Here is a 23919-nt window from a genome sequence, read left to right as displayed (position 1 = left end):
CATCTCATTCACCAAGCCGGATTTGTTTACTTATTCCATCATATGCCTCTTAATAGGTTTTATTATGACGCAGATCGGAATGTATATGGGCAGTCGCTGGGGGCGTTCGCCTCGCCCGGATGAAAAGATCGATACCGGGTTGAAAGGCATGCACAGCGAATTCACCCTATATCATTATTCAACACCAGTATCACATTTGCTGGTGGGCCCCTCTGGGGTTTGGGCTCTCCTCCCCTATCATCAACGCGGAAAAGTCAGCTATACAAAGAATCGCTGGAAAATGAGCGGCGGTGGATTTTTGCAAGGCTACATGCGCATCTTCGGCCAGGAAGGAATCGGCCGCCCGGATATAGATGCAGAAAATGAAGTTCATCAGTTAAGAAAATTCTTTAACAAGAATATGGGCGAGACAAACGTCCCTGAGATTAAGCCTATTTTGGTTTTCACCAGCGACGAGGTTGAGTTGGATGCGGGCGATTCACCCATTCCGGCCATGAAGCTTAAACAACTCAAGGAATTCATGCGTCAGGGTTCAAAGAATCGCGTTCTTTCAAGCTTGCAGATCGCGGAACTTACCGGATTATTCTCAAAAGAATAGCACAGGGCTGAATATTTTGTGATTAATAAAGCCCCGATGTTTAGAAATTTCATCAACAGACTTCAACAAATATCGTTTAATCCCAGCAGCGGTGCTATGCGGCTCTTTATCCTTTGCATCATCGTCATTGCATCGGTTGTACGGATATGGCTTTACGGAGACCCAAACCTATCTATTGCCGGCAATGACACGCTCAGCTATATTGAAGCATCTCGTGTGCCATTATTTTCGAGTGAAATGATGACGGGAAGACGTCTGTTAAGCACCAATCTTGTATATAAAATATTTGAACCAAAAGATGGGTATCAACTGCTGGTCAATGGTTCGGTTGAAACTAGCAGGCGGGTTTTTCAGCCGGGATTCAATCGGATCTCGGTTTTGCAACTCATCATATCCATTGCAGGCTGGGGCGTTCTTGCTTTCGTAATATCTGAATATATCAAGACTCCCTCTTTAAAAATTCTGGGAGCATTTACAGTTATTCTTTTCGCATTCACACCTCAAATGGCCGATTGGGACAGTATTCTGATGTCTGAGTCCCTTACTTTTTCTCTATTTGCGCTTCAGTTAGCCATTCTGATTAAACTTGCTTTCACGATTTACAAAGATCCAAACTCAAAAATTTCCGCATATATTGCGGCCTGGTCGACAGTTTATTTCTTCTGGACATTTTTACGAGACACTAATCTCTTCACTGCATTCGTCACAATTGGGATGGTAGCCGTCCTCCTGTTTTCCGTGAAATACAGGAAAAACAAATACCTGCATGGAATCCTTGTGTTTGTTAGTGCTATTTTTTTTCTTGGGTTTTATACATCCAGCAACAGCACGCGCTCCCTGGTACAGATCATCAATATATACGGCGACGATCTTCTTCGCAGCCCCGCAAGAGTGGACACCCTTAAAAAGCTGGGTATGCCATCACCCGATTCTGAAGAGTATGAGGCATGGTTTCAAGAAAACTCGGTAAAAACATTGATAAAGTTTATGCTTATTCATCCGGGTTATCCTGCAACAAAAATCATGAAGGATTTTCCAGTGGTATTTACGGAAATAAAGCAAACCTACTTCAAAACACCTGAGCAGGCCCAAACACGTGAAGTATTAATGGCCCTGGGAGATGCTCTCCATCCTGAAAACACCACTCCATTTTTATTGGATTTATTTCTGATATTTGGGCTAATCCTTCACGCAGTAAAAAATGAAAACGAGTCAAGCCGACCCTGGGCATGGATATGTATCTGGCTTTTCATGACAGCGGGCATCACCCTCATCCCAACAATTCTGGGAGATACATGGGCTGTAAATCGCCATGCTCTATTTTCTACAACGATCTATCGAATGCTCATGTGGATGATGGCTATTATCTTCATGGATATCGCAATTGACCAAAGTTTGCAAAAGACCAACGCACCGTCATCACAGCCGCAAATTTAGTAAACATAAGTTTATGGTACACTTGTTCTAATATGACCGTCATTGTATCGCTGGATATCGAAACCACAGGCTTGGACGAAAGCCGCGACTCTATCATTGAGGTCGCGGCTGTTAAATTTAATGGGCGCAGGGTGGAGGATGAATTCTCCACATTGATAAACCCTGGCAAACACATCCCAGATTTCATTACTGGGCTGACGGGCATCGACGATGCCATGGTTCGTCAGGCGCCGCGCCTGCGTGACATTGCGCATGAACTTACTGCATTCGTTGGCGATGCTCCCATCCTCGGGCACAACGTCAAATTTGATATTGGTTTCCTGCGCAAATCTGGTTTATTTCAATTTCAGCAAACGCTCGATACCTACGAGCTCGCCTCTGTGTTAATGCCAACCGCAAGCCGTTACAACCTCGGCTCGCTGGGTCAGCAGCTAAATATCCCTCTCCCCGCCACGCATCGCGCCCTTGATGACGCCCGTGTTACTCACGCATGTTATGTTCGCCTGCTCGAACTCGCCCGCGAACTTCCGTTTGAAACACTGCAAGAGATCGTTGAACTTGGTAATTTTGTCGATTGGGACGCAGGCTGGGCATTTGAACAAGCCCTTCAAGCTTTAGCCAAGGAAGGGATTAAACCCAAACGGACACGCTCCGCCTCTTCACGCAAACCGACACTTGGTTCGCCAACCCAAAATGGTTCTACGCCTATACAGCGTACTGAAGAGCCAACTCCGCTCGACCCTGAAGAAGCCGCCTCTATTTTGGAATATGGCGGACCGTTTTCCCAGTATTTCGAATCCTACGAGCACCGCGGCGAGCAAGTGGAAATGCTCAAAGCGGTGACAAAGGCCCTTTCAAACGGCAACCATCTAATGGTCGAAGCGGGAACCGGTGTTGGCAAATCCTTTGCATATCTTGTACCATCCGCATTGTTTGCAGTCCAGAATAATACGCGAGTCGTTATTTCTACCAACACGATCAACCTACAAGATCAGTTGATCAAAAAAGATATACCTGACTTGCAAGCAGCATTGAACCTTGATGTACGTGCATCGGTCTTAAAAGGCCGTGTGAATTATCTCTGCCCGCGCAGGCTGGAATACATACGCACGCATGGGCCATCTAATGCAAATGAAATGCGAGTATTGGCGAAGATCATCGTGTGGGGGCTTGAAAACAATAGCGGTGACCGCAATGAGATCAATCTGACTGGGCCTATCGAGCGCGAGGTTTGGGGAAGGCTTTCTGCTGAAGATGATAACTGTAACACGGAATCCTGCCTGGGGCGTATGGGCGGAGCATGTCCGTTTTATCGAGCGAAGCAGGCTGCCCAAAGCTCACACTTATTGATCGTCAACCATGCTCTTTTGCTTTCGGATGTTTCCACGGGCAGCAAAGTATTACCCGAATATGATTATGTGATCGTGGACGAAGCACACCACATGGAATCAGCGGTGACCAGTGCGCTTTCATTCCGCATGACACAAAATGATCTTGACCGAATGTTGAAGGAACTCGGTGGTTCATCGGCGGGCTTGCTCGGCAGGTTGCTGACGGATACACATGATACGCTTCGCCCCTCAGACTTTGGCCTGTTGCAGCAAAAAGCAAAACGCGCCACCGACCAGGCATTTCGGCTTGAACAACTATCTAAAGAGTTTTTCAATGTGCTGGGCATATTTATCGCCATGCAGCGCGAGGGACAGCCCCCAAGCAATTATTCGTGGCAAATGCGGATCGTGCCCGCCACACGTACAGTACCCGGTTGGGATGATGTTGAGATCATGTGGGGCCAAACCAGCGAAACAATGACCCTGCTCTTGAAATCATTGGATGAAATTTACAAAGCGCTCGGTGAAATATATAGCGAGGGTCATGAAAACGTGGAAGATGTAATGGGGAATCTAAGCACCCTGATACGGCGCATGACTGAAGCCGAAGCCGCGGCTTCGGGCCTGATGCATAAACCATCCAATGAATTGATTTACTGGGTTGAGGTCAATCCTCGCGGTGAGAGGTTGTCGCTTAATGCTGCGCCGCTTCGTGCAGGTCCGCTTGTGCAAAAACATTTGTGGCACGAAAAAGCCTGCGTGGTGATGGCATCTGCCACAATGACCACGCGCGGCGATTTTGGTTACGTTCGCAACACATTATCTGCTGATGAGGTGGATACACTTTCACTAGGCTCCCCATTTGACTACGAATCAAGCACTTTGCTTTATGTTGCCAATGATATGCCAGAGCCGAACGCTCCCGGCTACCAACAAGCCTTAGACCGGACACTGATTTCCACCGCGAAAGCCACCGGCGGGCGGATGCTTGTCCTGTTCACATCCTATGCGGCGCTCAAGAAAACAGCTCAAGCCATCACTGGCCCTCTCGCGCGCGAGGACATTTTTGTATTTGAACAAGGTGAAGGCGCGTCGCCAAATACATTGCTGGAATCATTCAAATCCACAGATCGAGCGGTACTGCTTGGGACACGGTCTTTCTGGGAAGGCGTGGATGTGCCCGGAGATTCGCTTTCAGTTGTGGTCATCACCAAACTACCATTTGGTGTTCCATCAGACCCGATCATCGCGGCCCGCTCCGAGCTTTACGAAGATTCATTCAATGAATATTACCTGCCCGAATCCATCCTGAAATTCCGCCAGGGATTTGGGCGACTCATCCGCTCGGCTTCTGATCGCGGTGTTGTCGCCATTCTGGATCGGCGCGTACTTACAAAGCAATATGGAAGATTATTCCTCGAGTCATTACCCCAATGTACGGCACGACAAGGTGCAACAGCGGGGCTGGCAAAAATGGCAGGTCAGTGGCTTGGGGAGTAGTATGAACCTCAAAGATTACCTGGCACGCATAAATTATTCAAAGCCAATTCGCGCAGATATAGAAACCTTGCATGAACTTCAACTCGCCCATCTGCAAGCTGTTCCATTTGAAAATTTGGATATTGGCCTGGGAAGAAAAATTAAGCTGGACGAATCCGCGCTTTGGGACAAAATCATCCTGCGGAATCGTGGCGGATTTTGTTACGAATTAAATGGCTTGTTTGCATGGCTATTAAGGGAGATCGGTTTTGAAGTAACCTACCTTAATGCGCGTGATTATCACGAAGATGACGGCAGCTTTGGCATTGACTTTGACCATCTCACATTGATGGTAAGAGTGCCAAACGAGTCCACGCGCTGGCTGGCCGATGTAGGATGGGGAGATACTTTTACAAAACCCCTAGATATTGATAATTCCAACTGGCAGAAGCAGGGCTTGCGCTCTTATCGACTGGAACCGTTCAGAACTGGATTTCAACTGTGGCAGTTGGGCTTTGGCGGAAAAGTTGAAAGGCAGTATTATTTCGATCTAACAGCACACAACTTTCCGCTTGAGTATGAAGCGACCTGCGAATATCATCAGACCTCCCCAAATTCCATCTTTACAAAAAACCGAATCATCAGCCGCCTTACCAAGACTGGACGCATTTCGCTCGACAACGATGAATTGATTGTTACAAAGAACGGGCAGCAGACTAGATCCCCAATCCATGAAAATCAACGCGCCGAAATACTGAGGGAATATTTCGGCGTTAGCTTATGACGAAGTCGAAAATCAATTCGGCTTCAATATTAGATGCCTCGTCGACAGATTATCCAGGGATAGAAATGCGTCGACAACTCTGGGGTCAAAATGCGAATTTGAAAGTTCGCGAATGTTCTTTTTCACATCCGCAGGCAAAAGCGCTTTACGATAAGGGCGGTCAGATACAAGCGCATCCCATACATCAACAACTGCAAAGATACGCGCCGCAAACGGAATTGCATCTCCCTTTAAACCCCGTGGATAGCCTGTACCGTCCCATTTCTCATGATGGCAATAGGGAATATCCAGGGCCGGGTGAAGGAATTTAATTGGGCTTAACATCTCATATGCATAAATCGGGTGCATTTCTATTAGCGTACGTTCGACATCTGTGAGCTTTGCAGGCTTAAGCAATATTCCATCTGGAATGGCCATCTTTCCGATATCATGCAAAAGTGCTCCACGAGTGATGTGAACGATCTCATTCTCGCTCAGCCCCATGCCTCTGGCAAGTATTTGTGTCAGTGCAGTTACCCGCTTGGTATGGCCTTCCGTTTCCTTATCCCGTAAATCCAGTGCGCGCACCCACCCTTCCAGTGTGGCTTGATAGGCGATCTCCAACTCATCTTTACTATCTTTCAATTCATCGAACAAACGCGCGTTATGAATTGCAATGGCCGCCTGGTTGGCAAAAGCCGTGATCAGATCAAAATTTTCCTGCTGGAATGCCCCCTTCTGCGCCCGGTTATCCACATAAATCACACCGATAAGCTCATCTTTAATATTAAGCGGCACGCATAATATTGACAGCAAATGAAAGGCCGCTACGCTGAGCTGAGCTTCAAATCGCGGATCCTCCTGGGCATTCGTGGTTAAGATAAGTTTTCCAGTTTCCACCACTTTATTTACGATAGTTTTACTGACCGCAAACTGATCTTCATCCAAATCCACATGATCGAGGCCGCGCGCAACATGTACCTTTAAATTTCCATCAGGCTCACGCAGCATAAGAAAACCGCGCTCTGCCCGCATCAGGCCTACCAGCCTGTCCATAACATCTGACAACACCCGCTTCAGACTCAACGATGAATTGATCGTAGTCCCAATCCGCACCAGTGCTTCAAACTGGGATTCATGCGTCTGGATTTGCTTAGAGACTGAGATCTTTACTTTGTTCAAGGTGCTGGCGGCTTGTGTCAGGTCTCGCAGAACATGGGATGTTTGGCCGTCACCTGTCTTTGCAATGCTCTTCATTGCGCTGGAAAGTAAATTGCTTATTTCCCAAAGCTGTTCCTGGACAACGTTTGTGTCAGATAATTGTTTCATTTCATCCATTCCTTCCTGGATTCATGAAGAAACACGGAGCCAACAAATAAATCCATCAACTATATTTTCTTATCCAAACCGGTAACTTTTTGCGTTCAACCCAACGGCCTTGTCTGCCACGTCACAACTTGGGCAAAACAATGGACTGCTGTTTTTGGTATTTGCCTTTTTTATCTGCATAAGAGACACTGCATTCTTCATCCGCTTCAAAGAATAAGACCTGCGCCAGCCCTTCATTCGCATATATCTTCGCAGGCAGCGGCGTTGTATTCGATATTTCCAAAGTCACAAATCCTTCCCATTCAGGCTCAAACGGTGTGACATTAACGATAATGCCGCAGCGCGCGTACGTGGATTTCCCCAAACAGACCGTTAACACATTGCGCGGAATACGAAAGTATTCAACTGTACGCGCCAGCGCAAATGAATTTGGAGGGACAATACACACATCACCGACAAAATCAACCATTGAATTCGTGTTAAAGTTTTTGGGGTCAACTGTGGCAGAATAAACATTCGTAAAAATCTTGAACTCATTGGCAACCCGCACATCATACCCATACGATGAAACACCGTAAGAGATCACCCCGTTTCGAACCTGGTTATCGACAAAAGGCTCGATCATTTTCTTGTCAATTGCCATCTTGCGAATCCAGTGGTCTGGTTTCAAACCCATTTTCTTCTCCTTGGTCTACTAAAATTATGCAACAAGTGGTGACCTGACAAAGCATGGTCAAGTTGGCATGATTTTATAACAAAATTGCAAAGTTGCAATTGCAGTTTTATGTATATAATCCGCGGCACGGCCCACAGGCCGATTCTAATTTAGCGAGGCAGGCACTATGAAGAAATTCTTTAGTTTTCTCAGCAATGAAGTATTCCTTGGCACGTTGATCGCATTATTGAGTGTTTTTACCGCCGTCGCCAGCTACCAGGGGGCAATGGCAGACTCGGAGCAAAACAAATACGAAATTCTGGGGATGCAGTTCTTAAATGATGGCAATGCTGAATATCTCACCGCAAACCAGGAGATCACCCAGGACTATTCCTATTACGATAACTGGTACCTGAATGTGGATGAAAGACCCGATATTGCGGAATATTACGAGAACGATTTCTCCCAAGCCTTGCAGGATGCCATCGCCCGCGATGATGGGATCTGGGATGAAACATATTACAACGACATGTATGCCTTTCCCAACAGCCTATTTGATGAGTCAGACACCAATTTTGGGATCGGGTCACAATATGATGAACGCGGCGACCAGCTTCAACTCGTCATGCTTATTATGGCGCTTGGCCTTGCTCTGGCTGCCTGGGGCTCCCTGGTCAATGAAGAAAGCAATATGCGCAAGATCTTCGCCTTGTTCGGCCTCATTGCGTTGATAGCAGGGTTGATCACATATTTCGTACTTGTGCCAACCGTGGTTATGTAAATTCAAAGCAAACAACCAAAAACACGGGGCATTCATGCGAGTGCCCCGTGTTTTTACGGGTATAATATTAATTATATGACAGCAAAAACCTATCGTCAGGCCATCACCGAATGGCGTAAAGAACGTGATGTAACGATCCGTAAGGAAAACGGATGGCTTGCGCTTTCCGGTCTTTACTGGCTGAAACTCGGAAAAAACCAAATCGGCTCAGACCCCAAATCCGAAATCCAGCTACCGGAACGAATCGCTGCGAATATTGGCTACTTCGAGTACAACGGAAAATCCGTCACCCTGCGCGCTGCCCCCAATCAAAAAATTAAAGTAAATGACAAGGCGACAGATTTTGCGATCCTGCAACCGGATATCTCTGAAAGCCCAAGTTTCATAACCTTGGAAGATATTCAACTGGTTGTGATCCAGCGTGGGAATAGATTGGGCGTGCGCATGTGGGATAACCAACGCGAAGAACGGCGATCATTCCCCGCCCGTACCTGGTATGACATCGACGAAGCATTCCGCATCCCCGCAACTTATACTCCCTATGAGCGCCCCAAGATGGCTTATTTCCCGGACTTGACCGGTGAGAAATCCGAATTTCCTGTTGAAGGATATTTGTCCTTTAAATTCAACGGCAATCACTACCAACTCGATATCAATAAGGAAGATGACGGAACGCTCTTCGTCCGCTTCTGGGATCCAACCAGCCAGGACGAATCCTACCCAACAGGCCGCTACCTGATCGCGGATCAGGAAGCTGACGATAAAATATTCATTGATTTCAACAAAGCCTATTGCCCGCCCTGCGCCTTCACAGATTTTGCAACTTGCGTCTTTGCTCCCGAACAAAACCATTTGGATTTCAAGGTGACAGCAGGCGAAACTTATCTGCGTCACGAACACTAAAATCAAAACCGCCGCTGATTGCGGCGGTTACTTTTTACGGGAACATTTGTATCACTGCTTCTGGAACCCAGAAAGCCCCGTACCCCATAAAGCTAATGACAATTGACGAAACCAATATCAAGGCCCCAAAGGCGATCAGCAATCGATCCCGAAATTGATAGGTCAACACATCCGTCCATGTGCGCGGACCGACGCCAAAGGCCCGCAAGTCCATCGCGTCAATAATATCTTCACTTCCAATGATGGCGTGGATAGTGACAGGTACTATGACAGGGCCCAACTTGCGCACTTGCTCAATAATGCCGCCGCTGATCTTATCGAGTTCGTAACCACGCGCCCGCTGCGCATCCATCGTCAGTTGGAAGTCCCTCCCAAAGGTCGGGATGAAGCGCATGGTCAAATCCATGGCGTAGGCAAATTTATCGGGGAGTCCAATACCCTTAAATGTGATCCCGTATAGGGCAGGATCGAGCGAGTAAGGAATCAGGATCGTCATAATGGCGATGCTCGAGACGCGCACGAATTGACAGACCGCAAAGAAGGCGCGTTCCACAGTCACCTTCAAAACAGGCGTCCAACCCAGGATGGAGAAGGATGCCCTGAACTCACGGATTAAATGTTCCTCTTCGTAATGCTCCGTTCCCCCGCGCCCTGTGAGAAAGGTCAATATCGCAAAGATTATGACAAAGCCAACAATAAACAGGAATGCGCGCCGAATTTCATGCCATTTCACTCCTGAAGTAAGCAGGACGAAGACTGCAATGAAAAAGAATGGCAGTTGAACTCGCACATCCCAGGATGAGAACGTGGCAAAAAGGAAACACAAATAGAAGATCACCCACGCACGCGTGTCAAAGGACTGGATGAAGGAGTTTGCGCGTTTTCGATAACGCCAGGCGACAAGCATAATTCACATTCCGTCATTGCGAGGAGGGCGCACTTCCCGACGACATCGTACCCGAAGGGTAAGCAATCTCCTCTTCAATAATGAGATTGCTTTGGGCAAACGGCAAGAGCGCCCTCGCAATGACATAAAAATTATCTACCAGACTGCGTCCGCGTGGATTTATACGCAACGACCAGCATTGGCACAAGGATGGCGGCGAAGATCAGGTTCGGGCCAGCGGCGGGGAGAAATTCGCCCACGATGGCGGCGGCCAGGCTGAAGCCATTGATCCAAATATCGGAAAGGGCTGCAAAAAGTATGCCAAGGATATTGCCCAACATACCCCAGGTGACGGCAGTGGCCACATCCTCATTAGCTTTGAAGAAGTAACGCACCGCGAACACCAGTACGAAGCCAACGAGAATAGCGATGCCTGCAAAGAGTGAAATCTGCTGGTCGCCAAAGATGCCATTATCCACATCGAAGAACAACATATTGGCTTCGTTCCGATTGAGGAAGAACAGCAATGCGGTGAGCACAGCCAGCGCGCCGCTGATGTAAAGCACAGTATCCATGCTTTTCTTCTTGTCGGAGAATAACATCCACATGCCGGAGATGAAACCCACCAGGCCGTTGCCGATGCTCCACTGTGGAGAAAGGCCAAAGCCTGTGAGCGCATCACCGAACATGTTGCCAACTGCACCCGTAAAGAAGCCGACGACAGGGCCGAATGCAAAGCCGAAGAACATCGGGATCGCAATGGCCGGGCGAAGTGCAACCTGGCTAAGCGAAGGCACAGCGAAGACAGTTCCATTGAACAGCCACGAGAACACAGCATAGAGCGCCGCGCCGATTGCCATCCACACCACTTCGCGTGTACCCACTTCCCACGCCATGTTTTCTTTAGTCATGTAATACACAGCAAACGCGATCACAAGACCGATTACAACAAACACAAAGCGTGAGACCACACTGGCCTGATCCACGGAGAAATTAAATAATGCGCCTTCTGTGGGTTCCTGCGCCCCAAGCACGAACATGATCACGCCAAACAAGGCGAGCACAACAACGAGAAAAATCAAAACGTTTTGCAATTTCTTGTCCATCTTTACTTCTCTCCTTTTTGTTTTACCCTCTCCCCTTGCCCCTCTCCCAAATTGGGAGAGGGGTTGGGGCGAGGGTGGTTTTACATGTGCGCCAACGCCTCTGCCCTCATAAACCTGCCTGTCGCACTGAGTCGGTTGAGGTTGAGAGCCAGCAACGAGGTCGGAACGAGGCGGTTGGCTTTGAGTCTATCGAAGTCGCGCAAAACATCCTGCGGAGTTCCATCTGCAACCAGTCTTCCATCATTCACCATCAACACGCGATTGGCGTAAATCACCGCGAGGTCGACATCGTGCGTGATGAACAGGATGGCTTCAAAGGCGGGCATTTGTAAAATCGAATCCATGAAGTTCATATAATTCTGATAATCCTGCCCGGCGGTGGGTTCATCCATCACAAGAATTCTGGAACGCATCGCAAGAATGGCCGCAATGCTCACGCGCTTCTGCTGGCCGAACGAAAGCGCCAGCGGCGGGTCGTTCTCTTTATCCGAAAGGTTCACGATCTTTAGCGCCTCTTTCACCTCCTGTTCAATTTGTTCTTTTGGGTGTTTCATGTTCGTCGGCCCGAATGCCAACTCTTCACGAACTGTCGGCGCAAACAACATGTGGCTTGGGCTTTGGAACACATACCCCAGCATACCCGCGATCTCGGCAACGCTTGCCTCACGCGTATCACGACCATTTACAAAAACACTCCCAGATTTCGGCTTGAGCAACCCAATGGCATGTTTTACAAAAGTTGTCTTGCCTGAGCCATTGGGCCCCAACACCGCGATCACATCACCGCGATTAATTTCAAGGCTGATATCATGCAAAACTTCGTGCTCCACGTCATATCCAAATGCGACATGCTGAAACTTGACAAGCGCTTCTTTATCCGCGCCTTCAGTTGCCGCGCCAGGCAGGACTTTAATTTCCACTGGAGGCGAATCCAATTTCGCGCGTTCGACGATTTGCTCTGCGGGTAATTTCACTTCACGATAGTTCACTACTTTAGATAACCCCTGCATATCGCCCAGGTAACGTATCTCTCCTTCACTCATGAACATGACTCGATCAGGGCTGATGCGCAGCACATCCTCTACGCGATGCTCTACCAAAAGAACGGTCATCCCCTCATTAGCCAAAGCGCGGACAGCATCCAACGTATCCTGAGCAGAAGCAGGGTCGAGGCTGGCTAGTGGTTCATCCAAAAGTAGAATCGACGGGCGCATGGCGAGCACACCTGCTAATGCCACCTTTTGTTTTTCGCCGCCCGACAGATTAAAAGTTTCGCGATCTCGTAAATCTGCGATCTTCAGGAAATTAAGTGCTTCATCAACACGCGCAAAAATTTCCTCGCGCGCCATGCCGAGATTTTCCAAACCAAAAGCGACTTCGTTTAAAACTTTTGTGCCAAGGATTTGACGTTCGGGGTCTTGTAATACTGTGCCGATCTTTTGCGAAATTTGCGAGAGCTTCCAGTCTTTCACATCTTCGCCAAAGACCAGTGCCTGCCCGCTGATCTCCCCTTTATACGAGCGTGGGACCAAACCATTAATGGCGCGGATCAAAGTTGTCTTGCCGCATCCGCTTGCGCCTGCGATCAGCAGAATTTCGCCAGGCTCCACCTCAAATGAAATATTATGAATTGCCGCGCCTTGACGGTCACGGTAACGAAAGGATAAGTTATCAATTACAAGGGGCTTCGCTGAGGATGTCATGGCAATGATATTATCAATTCGCAAAAGCGGATTGTCAAGTAGACAGCATTAACTTTGCAATTAAAAAATCACTCCGCCAAGTTTTGGGCGGAGTGATTTTTCGTCAGGGCAATTTACATCAAAACAACATACAAGGCGTGCAGTACGCCGGGGACACCGCCCAGGAAGGTCAACACGAGGTTGATCCAGAAGGCGTTGTCGATCTTTCCATTTTTCATATAAACGGCGAGGGGCGGAATGAAAAGGGCTACAATAACTTGCAAAACTTTGTTATCCATTGATTATTCTCCTATATTTGGGTTGGCATTATTACCCGGCAATTATACAATAGCTTCAAGGTTAATACCACAAAATCAGTCTGAAATTATTCGCGGGAAAACAATCCGAAATTCTGTGCCATTGCCTTCTTTGGCATCCAACTTAATTTCACCTTTTAACGTGCCCACCACAAGGTTATGGACAATTGCCAGCCCAAGCCCTGTCCCCCCATTGGAGCGCTCAGTTGTAAAGAATGGCTCAAAAATTCGCGGCTGGTTTTCTTTGGAAATTCCCTTACCGCAATCCCCCACCGTCAACAGATAATGCCTTTCATCCTTTAGTTCAATGCTCACATCGGCAACGCCGCCAATTCCATCTGGGTACGCATGCCTCTCTATATTGGTCAGCAAATTGATCAGAATTTGAGAAAGAGCACCTCGATAGCCGATCCAATTCTTCTGCTCGTCGGATAACTTGCTAGTGAAATTGACAGCAATCTGACTCCGCTTCAAGTTGACCATTAGCAATTCAATCGTATCGTCGATCACCTCATGAATGTCAACCAATTCCTTTTCATCCACCAATTGACTGACGGAGATTTTCTTGAAATCCTGCACGAGCCGATGAGCACGTTCCACATTACGGCGCATCAACTCAAGCGATTCGGCAATATCAGCCGCACGCTGGATGGTCACCTCTTTTGGCGAAGCCAGTTCCCGCGCCATAATGCTGACCGCCGTATTGATCACACCCAAAGGCGTGTTGATCTCATGTGCGACGCCCGCAATCATCTGGGTCAGGGCGCGTTGTTTTTCCACTTCCATTTGAGCGGCCAGGGTGCGGTGAGATAAAACCTGTTTGAATATGCGGTCATTTGCCTCGCGGATCTGTTCGCCTAACAAGGAAAATATCTCAACAATTTCATCAGGTTCCGATTTTCGAATCACATCCAGCATGGGTTCACGGTCAATCGTCAGGAATTCTGAATCCTCTGTGGTTGTAATCGTTACCGGGGATGGCTCCATACTCAACATGGCAATTTCACCGAAGGTTTGATATTGGGTCAGTTCTCCGATAAGAAGCTTTCCCCCCTCCTGGTCTTCATGCTCGATTTTCACAGCACCTTGAAGAATTAAATACATCCTTGCCGAATCATCCCCCTGACGAAAGACCACTGCATCCGCTTTAACTGGAATACGCGCTGCAACCTCCGCAATCTCCTCCAGTTGGCTCTCCACGAAGGAAGCAAAGAAAGGGAAATTTCTCAATACCGCAGGGCTGAACGTGCTTTTTTCGCTTGGCATTGTATACATTTCACCACCTGTAACCGTCTAAAATAAGGATATTGAGGAATATCCGCTCGAATTAGTAGGTGGTATTTTATTACTTCTTTTTCCTCGAAGCGATCTTTGCAATTTTCTTAACAGGATTCATCTGTTAAATTATATAACACAGTCTACCATCTCCCACAGACAAAGGTACTACTTTTCGACCAGGCTGATCAACGCCTCATAATTCGCGGGGATGATCTTTGGAGATTGGAACGACTCGGTGATAACGGCTGGATCCTTCATCCCATGACCGGTGCACACCACCACGACCTTTTTCCCCCTCGCTTCAATCTTCCCGACAGTTGATTCTGCGATCAAACCAGCCAGTCCCGCCGCTGATGCCGGTTCGACCCAAACTCCCTCCGAAGCCAGAATCTTCTGCGCCGACAATATTTCAGCATCGGACACGGCAATAACCCTTCCATTGGATTGTTGAGCCGCTTCAATTGCCTGTTCCCCACGCGCCGGTTTCCCTATACGAATCGCAGTTGCAATTGTCTCTGGCTTTTCTACAGGATGCCCCAATACTAATGGAGCCGCACCTGAGGCTTGCACACCCAACACACGAGGCAATCTTTTTTGGTATTGCCTAAACCCAGCCCAATAAGATGTGATATTCCCTGCATTGCCAACAGGCAGGCACAGCCAATCCGGTGCACTTCCCAACACATCACAAATCTCGAAGGCCGCTGTTTTTTGCCCCTCGATGCGGAATGGGTTGATCGAATTTACTAACGCAATAGGGGTCTTTTGAGTTATTTCAACGACCAGTGTCAGCGCATCATCAAACGAACCTTGAACCTGGATCACTTCTGCGCCATAGGCAATTGCGCCTGCAAGTTTTCCGACTGCCACCTTCCCCTCTGGAATCAGCACGATGGAACGCAAGCCGGCCCGTGCTGCATATGCTGCGGCTGAGGCGGCCGTGTTTCCTGTGGAAGCACATATGACAGTCTGTATGCCGCGGCCAACAGCCTCGCTGATAGCAGCAGTCATACCGCGGTCTTTGAAGGAGCCTGTGGGGTTTAATCCTTCAAACTTAATGTATAACTCGCAGCCGAATTCCCTGCTCAAACGCGGCATGGGAATCAATGGTGTATTCCCCTCGAGCAGGGAAATGTTTTTTGTGTGGGCTGGTAGGTCTAGATATTGCCCATAGCGATGGATCAAACCTTGATAGGTCATGGCAACTCCGATAGTAGGAATGAGGCGATTATACCTATCGCGCTAACAAATTGTAGAAAAGCCCAATTTGTTGGCGCAGGTATTATATAATGTCACGAATGATAAAAATCCGAGTCCCCGCTACATCTGCAAATTTAGGCCCAGGCTTCGATTGTCTGGGTCTGGCTTTGGATATTTGGAATGAAATTTCATTTGAAACAGCCGACCGATTAACCTATCAAGTTACTGGCGAGGGCGCGGAGAAGTTAAACAAAGGCACAAAAAATCTTTTAACAAAGTCATACGCTTTCCTGCATAAGGTCTGCGGAAAAGAAATGAACGGCGTACAGATTTACGCACACAATGAAATTTTTATGAGCAGTGGGCTTGGCTCAAGTGCTGCGGCTATAGTGTCGGGGCTATTTGGCGCAAATGAAATGTTGGGCAGACTATTCAATCAAAATGAGTTATTGAAATTCGCAAACGAAATAGAGGGGCATCCAGATAATGTCGCACCCGCTTTGTTTGGCGGATTGGTCGTCTCGATCATGGCACGTGAGGAGATCATCACCCAACGATATGAAGTCCCTGAATTAACTTTAGTGATCGTAAAACCAAACGTTGACTGGCCGACACGTATCGCTCGCGCAGTTTTGCCAAGGTCTGTTTCGCGGGTTGATGCAATCTTCAATATTGGGCGCGCCGCCCTGGTCGTCGATGCAATGAGAAGCGGTGATTTGGACCTTTTACAAAAGGTGATGGATGACCGCATTCACCAGCCATATCGTTTGAAACTTATTTCAGGTGGCATGTCGGCATATAAAGCTGCCAAACAATTCGGGGCGGCGGCGCTTTCGGGCGCGGGGCCATCCATTATCAATTTTGTTCAACCAGGGAATGCAGAGAAATCAAGAGAGGAAATTGTTAGGATATTTCAGGAGCGGGGAATAGAAACACGCACGATCATTACAAGGCCAAGCATGCTTGGAGTGCATCGGACATAAAACTGCCATCGAAGAATTCCTCGATGGCAGTTTTGCTTTTCAATATTACTATTTCCTTTTCTTTGTCTTCGGCTTCACTCTCTTCACAACCGTCTTCACCACCACGGAGGAAGAAGGTCCAGCCGCAAGCTCAGGTTCGGCAATCTCCATTTTATATGGATCGCGCAAATTGACAGGTCTAACGTGAGAGTCACGCACACGCAGGTTGATCATTTCTACAAAGACCGAGAAGCCCATTGCAAAGTAAACATATCCCTTTGGAATGTGCTGGTGCAGTCCCTCAACGATAAGGGTGAAACCAATCAAGAGCAGGAAACTCAAGGCCAGTATTTTGACGGTAGGATGCCTCTCCACAAATTCGCCAATGGGGCCAGCGGTAAAGATCATCACACCAGCCGCTGCGATCACTGCAACGATCATGATCGCAAGCTCATCCACCATGCCGACAGCGGTAATGACAGAATCCAGCGAGAAGACAACATCCAACAGCATGATCTGCACAATGACGCTGAAAAAGGTGGCTGCAACCTTGGCCGATGCATGACCTTCCTTGCCTTCCAGTTTGTCATGAATTTCATGCGTGCTCTTCCATAATAGAAAGAGGCCGCCTGCCAGAAGAATCAAATCACGGCCTGAAATACCAATACCGAAATATGGAAGCGTAAAAAGGGCCTCTTCAAGGCTAATAACCCACGAAAGAGATAACAACAATAAAATGCGTGTGATGACTGCCATCATAATGCCCGTGGTACGAGCACGTTGTTGATCCTCATGTGGCAACTTGCCCGCAAGAATGGAAATAAAAATCACGTTGTCCACGCCCAGCACCAACTCCAGGACAACAAGGGTAATGAAAGCAATCCATGCTTCGGGTTGTGTGATCCAGTCGAAATTCAAGCTCACTGTTATGCTCCTAAAAAAGATTATGTGGATTTTAACGGCTTTTCTGTGATTCGGGTATAAAAGACAGAACCTCCTCGCTGAGCGGAGAGAGGGCGGCACATCGTCCGAACAAAGTCGAAGCGTTGCGCGCAAAGTCCCTGACCTTGCATAAGATGAGTTAATAATAAAATTGCAAACACTATTAATCCCATCTTCGGCTACAATAATTTTGTACTACGCCATAACTATTTCATTATTCCAGCCAATCAGAAAGGTCAAATTATGAACAAAGTATCCAAATTTGCAATAGTGACATTGTTAGCCATCGTACTACTTTCGACAATGGTTGCAGCAGCCCCTATTCCCGCGCAGCCTAATGTAACCTTCACACTTGTTCAAGGCCTGCCAGCCACAATGCAGATTGGCGAGTCCTACACTGTGGAAATACTAGTCACGAGCGACGTTCCCTTTGTTTTTAGCGCAGCCCTGCCCTCTGCCTATTTCCCGGGCCGCTATGTAGTAGCAGCACAAGGTGACCACAGTGGCGCGGGGACTTCGGCGACATTGTATGTGACCTTCACAGCAAAAGGTTCAACTTCAGTCCTTCCCAATGGAGAAGCACCAGTTGCTGTATCAGCAGGTGCACACTTCAAGGGTGGATATGTTGCCACTCAAAGATTCGATTTTCTTGTTGTTGTTCCATAGAGTAAGAAAAGCAACAGGGCGGCCAATTGGCCGCCCTGTATTTTTTTAACACTGCACTGCCCGCGTTTTATTTGATCTTAAACATCTGGGTAAGTTTCATCGCAAGATTTAGATCGCCTGCAAGTTTCAACTTACCCTGCATAAAGGCTTGCATTCCATCAATTTCGCCAGTGAAAACTTTGACATAATCGCCTGAATCTGCAGTGAGGGTCATCTTGGGGGAAGCATGTTCACCCTTGGATACTTCCACTTTTCCATCTTTAATAACCGCATACCATTCACCCGCTTCCGCACCAGTGAACTTAAACTGGATGACGGCATCCAAGCCCGCAGCTTTTTCAGGGAGGAATGCACCGGGCATTTTTGACATAAGAGTTTCTATTGTGAGGGACATGATTTAGTTTCCTTGTTTAGTGGTTTTGTAGGGGCACAGCAAAACCCAAAAGACTTTGGCGATTAATCGTCCCGCTGTGCCCCTACATTTGTTATTGTAAATTTTCGAAGATCGCGGCAGCACCCATTCCGCCACCGATGCACATTGTCACCATGCCGTATTTGGATTTGCGACGGCCCATTTCGTAGATTAATTGTGTGGTGAGCTTGGAACCTGTGCATCCAAGAGGATGTCCCAATGCAATCGCGCCACCGTTGACATTGACTTTATCTGGGTCGATCTCAAGTGTTTGCATCACAGCCAGCGACTGCGCAGCGAAGGCTTCGTTTAATTCTATCAGATCAATATCATTCAATGACAGACCCGCGACTTTCACTGCTTTCGGGATCGCGGCGATAGGACCGATTCCCATCAACTCAGGCGGGACCCCGCCAACCGCGAATGAGACAAATCGCGCCAGTGGTTTGAGTCCCAACTCATGTGCTTTTTCCGCAGACATGACCATTACAGCCGAAGCACCGTCAGACATCTGCGAAGCGTTTCCAGCGGTGACCGTGCCTCCTTCTTTGAAAGCAGGCTTGAGCTTGACAAGAGCATCTAACGTCGAATCGCCGCGCGGACCTTCATCTCGTTTCACCGTAAATGACTTTGTCTGCGCCTTGCCATCTGCATACTCAACAACTTCCACGTCAATTGGCACGAGTTCAGGGTCGAAGAGCCCAGTTTCAACTGCTCTCGCAGCTTTCTGATTGCTCTTGAGCGCAAACTCATCTTGTGCTTCGCGAGTGATTCCATATTTGATGGAAACATTCTCTGCGGTGAGACCCATATTGGTGTAATAGTGCGGAAGGTCTTGTGCGAAGTGCGGATTGGGCGAAAACTTATAACCCATCATCGGCACCATGGACATGGATTCCACGCCACCGCCGATTCCGATTTCAATATCACCTGATTTGATCGCATAGGCCACATGCGCAATAGCCTGTACACCTGATGAGCAATAACGATTGATCGTCTCAGCAGGAACAGTGTCGGGCAAACCCGCACGCAGCGAAATCATGCGCGCCACATTCATACCCTGCTCACCCTCAGGGAAGGCACAACCAAAAACCACATCTTCAATCTGAACCGAGTCAAGGTTTGGTGTACGATTGAGCAACTCTCTAATCGCGGCAGCCGCCATTTCATCGGGGCGAACCGTGGCAAGCCCGCCGCGTTTGGCTTTTCCGACAGGGGTACGAACGGCACTAACGATAACTGCTTCTCGTGATGTCATAAGATTATCTCCTTCTATCGAGTCAAACGTCGAAAGTCAAAAGTCACGTGACCTTCGACGTTTGACTTTCGACTAATTTCGTAGAGGCTTTCCAGTTTGAAGTAGTGACCACATTCTGGCTTGTGTTTTTTCTTCACCACAAAGAGACAAGAAGGCTTCTCTTTCGAGGTCAAGGATATATTGTTCGCTCACCCATTGCGGTTTGGTCAGGCAGCCACCTGCCATCACATAAGCCAACTTGGTCGCAATATGCGAATCGTATTCAGTGATGTAATTGCCTTCCTTGAAACTCCACGCACCAATCTTCATTGCACCGTACATGTCGCGCCCTGGTGCATAGATCATCTCTGGCGTGGGCGGCTTATATCCAGACGCCGCCATATGGACGACTTCTTTCTTTGCCTCGGTGAGCAGGTGATCGCGATTGACCACGACGCGATCCTGCGGATTCAAGATACCCATTCCGCGTGCTTCTTCTGCGGAGATGGCAACTTTGGCTTGCCCAATTTGCAGAAACGCCTTTTGAATAAACGGAAATGGCTCTGCATTATCGGTCTTCATAGGCGGGTTGATAATGCGGCGCATATATTCCTTCGTGCCTGCGCCTGCTGGGATGACTCCCGCGCCGAGTTCAACAAGGCCGATATAGGTCTCTGCTGCTGCGACAACACGTGAAGCGTGCATGGTGATCTCACATCCGCCGCCCAATGCCAGCCCAGCAGGAGCAACGACAATCGGCTTCGGCGAATAACGCATTCGCATGTTCAAGTTTTGTAATTTACGAATAGCACCATCAAGTGAGTCCCACATACCTTGTTGCGCAGCGACCACCACCATAAACAGGTTTGCGCCCGCGCTGAAATTATCCGCTTCACTGCCGATGACCAGACCGTCAAATTCACTTTCAACACGGTCCAGCGCCTCGGAAGCAATTGTAAAAATATCATCATCCAGTGCATTCATCTTGGTGTGGAATTCAACCAGTGCAACCCCGTCACCAATATCATACAACGATGCGCCCGCGTTCTTGCTAATTTCCTTCTTAGTTCCGCGCAAATCCTTCAACAACACAAAGCCTTCATGTTGTTTCAACTTTGTGTATTTCTTTTTCGTAACATCGTAGACACCAACTTTGTTAAGACCCTTGTATTGATAAAAAGTATCCGCGCCGTCCTTCAACATTTCATCCACCCACTTCGCAGGCACGTATCCCTCGGCCTTCATGCGCTTCACTGTCTCTTTCACGCCGAGCATATCCCATGTTTCAAATGGACCTGCTTCGTGCATGAATCCCCAACGGACTGCATCATCAATCGGCTTCACAGTATCAGCGACTTCGGGAATGATGGTAGAGGCATACTGGAATCCCTGATAAGTTAACGCTTTGACAAGTTTCGCCGCCTTGTCGTCCGCTTCAAGCAGGGCTTTGAGCCTGTCACCCAAACCTTCGACATCCTTCGCCGCCTTGACAGAGTCAAAGCGCGGCTTGCCCGCAGGGACATGTTCCAACGTGTTCAAGTCCAGTGAATAATATTCCTTCTTGCCATCTTCGCCTCGCACTTCCTTATAGAAGCCGACTTTAGTCTTGTTCCCAAACCATTTACGCTCAAGCAGAGTATCCATTAACTTGCGCGGCTTTTCAGCAGCGAGATATTTCTGCCCAAGCTGGTCGTGCGGAATCAAGGGCGCAAGATTCTTGCCCACGTGATCCCACACATCCACGCCGACCAGATCTATCAGCCTGAAGGTCGCCGTTTTGGGCCGACCCATTAAAGGTCCGGTAAGAGCGTCCACTTCGTCAACGGTGTAATCATTGTTGAGAATGAAATCCATCGCAAATGCGCCTGTTCCAAAAGCAACGCGATTCCCGATGAAGTTCGGCGTGTCCTTGCAAAGCACAATACCCTTGCCCAGTCGATATTCACCGAAGTGAGCCATAAACTCGAGGACATCTTTGGATGTATCCGCAGTGGGGATGATCTCCAGCAATTTCAAATAGCGTGGCGGATTAAAAAAATGGGTGCCAAGAAAATGTTTCTTGAATTCCTTCGAGCGCCCTTCCGCAATTGCCTTCACTGGAATGCCTGATGTGTTTGTCGTAACAATCGCATTAGGTTTACGCACTTCATCAATGCGAGTCATCAAATCCTGTTTGATCTTGAGATTCTCAATGATCGCTTCGCAAACCCAATCCGCTTCGGCTACTGCGCCAAAATCATCTTCAAGGTTTCCAAGTGTGACAAAAGTTTTCAAGTCCGCAGACATCAAATTAGCAGGCTTGGCTTTTAAACAACGATCCCAGCCCTCTTTGACGATCTTATTTTTATCAGGTGAGTCTTTCGCGACAATATCCAGCAACGTCACAGGCACGCCAATATTCGCCAAATGTGCCGCAATCGCTGCGCCCATTGTGCCAGAGCCGATGACGACGGCTTTATGAATGTGATATTTCATGGTTTTTTCCCTATTCCGCTGGTTGAGTAGTTCCGAGCGACAGCGAGGAACGTATCGAAACCAGCAATTTCAAGGTTGCTTTCAATTGGTGGTTTCGACACCTGCACTTGCGTGCTGGTGCAAGTGTACGGCGGATAAACGCCGCCTACTCAACCACCGCATATTGTTTATCTCAACTCACTTCCGCTATAGCCCAAAATCTGCCTCGCGACCACCAGGCGATTGATCTGCCCGGTGCCCTCATAAATATCGGTGATCTTCGCGTCGCGGAACCATTTCTCAAGCAGGAACTCGCGGCTATATCCAAGTGGGCCTAAAATCTCAACCGCCTTCTGTGTGATCTTCGTGGTCACATCCCCCGCGCGCACCTTGCTCATCGAAGACTCAAGCGCGTTCGATTTTTTATTATCCGCCATCCACACCGCCTTGATGACCATCAACCATGCAGACTTCAACATGATGTCCATGTCAATCACTTCGCGCTCGACGTTGGATAATTTCTGACGCGGCAAACCATATCTGATTTCGACTTTGTTCTCAGCAAGTTTTTCTTTCAGGAATTCGAGAGCGGCTCTTGCCACGCCGAGACCTGATGCTGCCACGAGAGGTCTTGTCGCGTCGAAGGTGGCCATTGCGCCCTTGAAACCAGTCGTGGACTTTTCGACCGTCGGGCTGCCGAGAATATTATCGTAAGGGACACGCGCATCAACCAACGAGATCGCAGCGGTATCACTGGCTCGGATTCCAAGTTTGTGTTCCAGCTTGGTGATGCTCACACCTTTTGTCCCCGCTTCAACCACGAAAGCGCGCATACCTGCGCGTCCTGCAGTCGGGTCAATGGAGGCCCACACGACGAGAAAACCTCTCCCAAGTTTTTCATATTCGGTGAATGCCTTATCGCCCGCGGTGACGAAAATCTTCTCGCCATTGATGATCCACTCTTTGGTGGCTTCATCCAGGACGGCACGCGCCCGAATCGCGGATGTATCTGATCCAGCGCCTGCTTCCGTCATGCACATGGCAGCAAGGGTGGGTTTATCTCCGCTAAAGCGTTCGAGGAATTTGGCCTTCTGTTCAGAACTTCCAGCCGCTGCTACAGCCGCTGCGCCGAGTCCACCACCTGGGGTGATGAGGTAAAAAGCAACGTCGCCCCACGCCAACATTTCAATTTGAGCAGCAAGTGTTTGATAGGCAATCGAAGGGCGTTTTTCTTTTGGTTCGCCACCATTATGACCATTCCCTTTTTCTTTTGGCGCAAGTGACCCTGCGCCCATGGCTTTCATGGCCGTATGCATGAACTCGATGTAATCCCATGGAATTTCATGCTCATGCTCGTCAAAGTACCGCGATTTCGAGCGCATCATCTCTTCAGCAACTGTTTTTAAAACGAATTGTGTTTGTGTAATTGGTTTTGGTGATTCAAATTCAATAGTCATCGTTCCTCCAGACTTTGTTCGTTACGCAATACGCATTACGAATT

General features: G+C 48.3%; 21 protein-coding genes. 8 read left to right on the top strand and 13 right to left on the bottom strand.

All coding sequences use genetic code 11. The annotated features are described in order from the left end of the window. From AC14M5_RS17835 to AC14M5_RS17820, 4 genes are all read left to right on the top strand, one after another. Window positions 1-598: hypothetical protein (locus tag AC14M5_RS17835; protein ID WP_484031051.1), on the top strand; the 598-nt coding region annotated here is incomplete at its 5' end. Window positions 599-694: 96 nt separating this feature from the next. Beyond that, window positions 695-2035: a hypothetical protein gene (locus AC14M5_RS17830; protein WP_484031050.1), complete on the top strand. Its 1341-nt coding sequence runs from the start codon at window positions 695-697 to the stop codon at window positions 2033-2035. A gap of 32 nt (window positions 2036-2067) precedes the next feature. Further along, window positions 2068-4866, top strand: a complete 2799-nt coding sequence (locus tag AC14M5_RS17825) for a helicase C-terminal domain-containing protein (protein ID WP_484031049.1) — start codon at window positions 2068-2070, stop codon at window positions 4864-4866. 1 nt (window position 4867) lies between these two features. Further along, a complete protein-coding gene (locus AC14M5_RS17820; protein WP_484031048.1) occupies window positions 4868-5629 on the top strand; it encodes an arylamine N-acetyltransferase family protein in 762 nt (253 codons plus the stop codon). Between the two features lie 12 nt (window positions 5630-5641). On the opposite strand, the gene AC14M5_RS17815 is transcribed toward AC14M5_RS17820, so the two are convergent. Then, window positions 5642-6937, bottom strand: a complete 1296-nt coding sequence (locus AC14M5_RS17815; protein WP_484031047.1) for an HD domain-containing phosphohydrolase — start codon at window positions 6935-6937, stop codon at window positions 5642-5644. A 121-nt stretch (window positions 6938-7058) separates the two neighbouring features. Further along, window positions 7059-7613 carry a dCTP deaminase gene (dcd, locus tag AC14M5_RS17810; protein ID WP_484031046.1) on the bottom strand — a complete coding sequence of 185 codons (555 nt, stop codon included), beginning with the start codon at window positions 7611-7613 and terminating at the stop codon, window positions 7059-7061. Window positions 7614-7779: 166 nt separating this feature from the next. Between dcd and AC14M5_RS17805 the strand changes: the two genes are divergently transcribed. Beyond that, window positions 7780-8373 (top strand): hypothetical protein, encoded by a 594-nt coding sequence (locus AC14M5_RS17805; protein WP_484031045.1) that lies wholly within the window; start codon window positions 7780-7782, stop codon window positions 8371-8373. Window positions 8374-8448: 75 nt separating this feature from the next. Continuing rightward, a complete protein-coding gene (locus AC14M5_RS17800) occupies window positions 8449-9276 on the top strand; it encodes a DUF1684 domain-containing protein (RefSeq protein WP_484031044.1) in 828 nt (275 codons plus the stop codon). A gap of 34 nt (window positions 9277-9310) precedes the next feature. Here the strand turns inward: AC14M5_RS17800 and AC14M5_RS17795 are convergent, their stop codons facing one another. The 6 genes from AC14M5_RS17795 to thrC form a co-directional block, all read right to left on the bottom strand. Then, window positions 9311-10183, bottom strand: coding sequence for an energy-coupling factor transporter transmembrane component T family protein (locus AC14M5_RS17795; RefSeq protein ID WP_484031043.1), 873 nt, complete (start codon window positions 10181-10183; stop codon window positions 9311-9313). 131 nt (window positions 10184-10314) lie between these two features. Then, window positions 10315-11268, bottom strand: coding sequence for an ECF transporter S component (locus AC14M5_RS17790; RefSeq protein ID WP_484031042.1), 954 nt, complete (start codon window positions 11266-11268; stop codon window positions 10315-10317). A gap of 80 nt (window positions 11269-11348) precedes the next feature. After that, on the bottom strand, window positions 11349-12971 hold the full coding sequence (locus tag AC14M5_RS17785; RefSeq protein ID WP_484031041.1) for an ABC transporter ATP-binding protein: 1623 nt from the start codon (window positions 12969-12971) through the stop codon (window positions 11349-11351). A 113-nt stretch (window positions 12972-13084) separates the two neighbouring features. Next, window positions 13085-13249, bottom strand: a complete 165-nt coding sequence (locus tag AC14M5_RS17780) for a YqaE/Pmp3 family membrane protein (protein WP_484031040.1) — start codon at window positions 13247-13249, stop codon at window positions 13085-13087. A gap of 75 nt (window positions 13250-13324) precedes the next feature. Then, entirely contained in the window at window positions 13325-14542 is a 1218-nt protein-coding gene (locus AC14M5_RS17775) for an ATP-binding protein (protein ID WP_484031039.1), read from the bottom strand. A gap of 168 nt (window positions 14543-14710) precedes the next feature. Next, the gene (gene thrC, locus AC14M5_RS17770; RefSeq protein ID WP_484031038.1) at window positions 14711-15745 is read right to left on the bottom strand and encodes a threonine synthase; all 1035 of its coding nucleotides are present in this window, start codon (window positions 15743-15745) and stop codon (window positions 14711-14713) included. An 89-nt stretch (window positions 15746-15834) separates the two neighbouring features. On the opposite strand from thrC, the gene thrB reads away from it, so the two are divergent. Continuing rightward, window positions 15835-16728: a homoserine kinase gene (gene thrB / locus AC14M5_RS17765; protein ID WP_484031037.1), complete on the top strand. Its 894-nt coding sequence runs from the start codon at window positions 15835-15837 to the stop codon at window positions 16726-16728. Between the two features lie 48 nt (window positions 16729-16776). On the opposite strand, the gene AC14M5_RS17760 is transcribed toward thrB, so the two are convergent. Continuing rightward, window positions 16777-17631 (bottom strand): TerC family protein, encoded by an 855-nt coding sequence (locus AC14M5_RS17760; RefSeq protein WP_484031036.1) that lies wholly within the window; start codon window positions 17629-17631, stop codon window positions 16777-16779. Between the two features lie 261 nt (window positions 17632-17892). On the opposite strand from AC14M5_RS17760, the gene AC14M5_RS17755 reads away from it, so the two are divergent. After that, on the top strand, window positions 17893-18315 hold the full coding sequence (locus tag AC14M5_RS17755; protein WP_484031035.1) for a hypothetical protein: 423 nt from the start codon (window positions 17893-17895) through the stop codon (window positions 18313-18315). Window positions 18316-18382: 67 nt separating this feature from the next. Here AC14M5_RS17755 and AC14M5_RS17750 read toward each other — a convergent pair whose 3' ends face one another. From AC14M5_RS17750 to AC14M5_RS17735, 4 genes are all read right to left on the bottom strand, one after another. Further along, complete coding sequence (locus AC14M5_RS17750) at window positions 18383-18709, bottom strand: SCP2 sterol-binding domain-containing protein (RefSeq protein ID WP_484031034.1); 327 nt, start codon at window positions 18707-18709, stop codon at window positions 18383-18385. A gap of 91 nt (window positions 18710-18800) precedes the next feature. Further along, a complete protein-coding gene (locus AC14M5_RS17745) occupies window positions 18801-19985 on the bottom strand; it encodes an acetyl-CoA C-acyltransferase (RefSeq protein ID WP_484031033.1) in 1185 nt (394 codons plus the stop codon). Between the two features lie 72 nt (window positions 19986-20057). Continuing rightward, window positions 20058-22439: a 3-hydroxyacyl-CoA dehydrogenase/enoyl-CoA hydratase family protein gene (locus AC14M5_RS17740; protein WP_484031032.1), complete on the bottom strand. Its 2382-nt coding sequence runs from the start codon at window positions 22437-22439 to the stop codon at window positions 20058-20060. 167 nt (window positions 22440-22606) lie between these two features. Continuing rightward, window positions 22607-23875: an acyl-CoA dehydrogenase family protein gene (locus AC14M5_RS17735; protein ID WP_484031031.1), complete on the bottom strand. Its 1269-nt coding sequence runs from the start codon at window positions 23873-23875 to the stop codon at window positions 22607-22609. Window positions 23876-23919: the final 44 nt, after the last annotated feature.

It is taken from the genome of Candidatus Villigracilis sp., assembly GCF_057083605.1.
Note: the sequence above shows the minus strand (reverse complement) of the source record. Positions and strands in the feature narration are given on the sequence as shown.

Bases quoted from the DNA above. Each gene is read 5' to 3' on its own strand.
- AC14M5_RS17830 (WP_484031050.1), top strand. From the start codon at position 695: ATGCGGCTCTTTATCCTTTGCATCATCGTCATTGCATCGGTTGTACGG.
- AC14M5_RS17825 (WP_484031049.1), top strand. From the start codon at position 2,068: ATGACCGTCATTGTATCGCTGGATATCGAAACCACAGGCTTGGACGAA.
- AC14M5_RS17820 (WP_484031048.1), top strand. From the start codon at position 4,868: ATGAACCTCAAAGATTACCTGGCACGCATAAATTATTCAAAGCCAATT.
- AC14M5_RS17815 (WP_484031047.1), bottom strand. From the start codon at position 6,937: ATGAAACAATTATCTGACACAAACGTTGTCCAGGAACAGCTTTGGGAA.
- dcd (WP_484031046.1), bottom strand. From the start codon at position 7,613: ATGGGTTTGAAACCAGACCACTGGATTCGCAAGATGGCAATTGACAAG.
- AC14M5_RS17805 (WP_484031045.1), top strand. From the start codon at position 7,780: ATGAAGAAATTCTTTAGTTTTCTCAGCAATGAAGTATTCCTTGGCACG.
- AC14M5_RS17800 (WP_484031044.1), top strand. From the start codon at position 8,449: ATGACAGCAAAAACCTATCGTCAGGCCATCACCGAATGGCGTAAAGAA.
- AC14M5_RS17795 (WP_484031043.1), bottom strand. From the start codon at position 10,183: ATGCTTGTCGCCTGGCGTTATCGAAAACGCGCAAACTCCTTCATCCAG.
- AC14M5_RS17790 (WP_484031042.1), bottom strand. From the start codon at position 11,268: ATGGACAAGAAATTGCAAAACGTTTTGATTTTTCTCGTTGTTGTGCTC.
- AC14M5_RS17785 (WP_484031041.1), bottom strand. From the start codon at position 12,971: ATGACATCCTCAGCGAAGCCCCTTGTAATTGATAACTTATCCTTTCGT.
- AC14M5_RS17780 (WP_484031040.1), bottom strand. From the start codon at position 13,249: ATGGATAACAAAGTTTTGCAAGTTATTGTAGCCCTTTTCATTCCGCCC.
- AC14M5_RS17775 (WP_484031039.1), bottom strand. From the start codon at position 14,542: ATGTATACAATGCCAAGCGAAAAAAGCACGTTCAGCCCTGCGGTATTG.
- thrC (WP_484031038.1), bottom strand. From the start codon at position 15,745: ATGACCTATCAAGGTTTGATCCATCGCTATGGGCAATATCTAGACCTA.
- thrB (WP_484031037.1), top strand. From the start codon at position 15,835: ATGTCACGAATGATAAAAATCCGAGTCCCCGCTACATCTGCAAATTTA.
- AC14M5_RS17755 (WP_484031035.1), top strand. From the start codon at position 17,893: ATGAACAAAGTATCCAAATTTGCAATAGTGACATTGTTAGCCATCGTA.
- AC14M5_RS17750 (WP_484031034.1), bottom strand. From the start codon at position 18,709: ATGTCCCTCACAATAGAAACTCTTATGTCAAAAATGCCCGGTGCATTC.
- AC14M5_RS17745 (WP_484031033.1), bottom strand. From the start codon at position 19,985: ATGACATCACGAGAAGCAGTTATCGTTAGTGCCGTTCGTACCCCTGTC.
- AC14M5_RS17740 (WP_484031032.1), bottom strand. From the start codon at position 22,439: ATGAAATATCACATTCATAAAGCCGTCGTCATCGGCTCTGGCACAATG.
- AC14M5_RS17735 (WP_484031031.1), bottom strand. From the start codon at position 23,875: ATGACTATTGAATTTGAATCACCAAAACCAATTACACAAACACAATTC.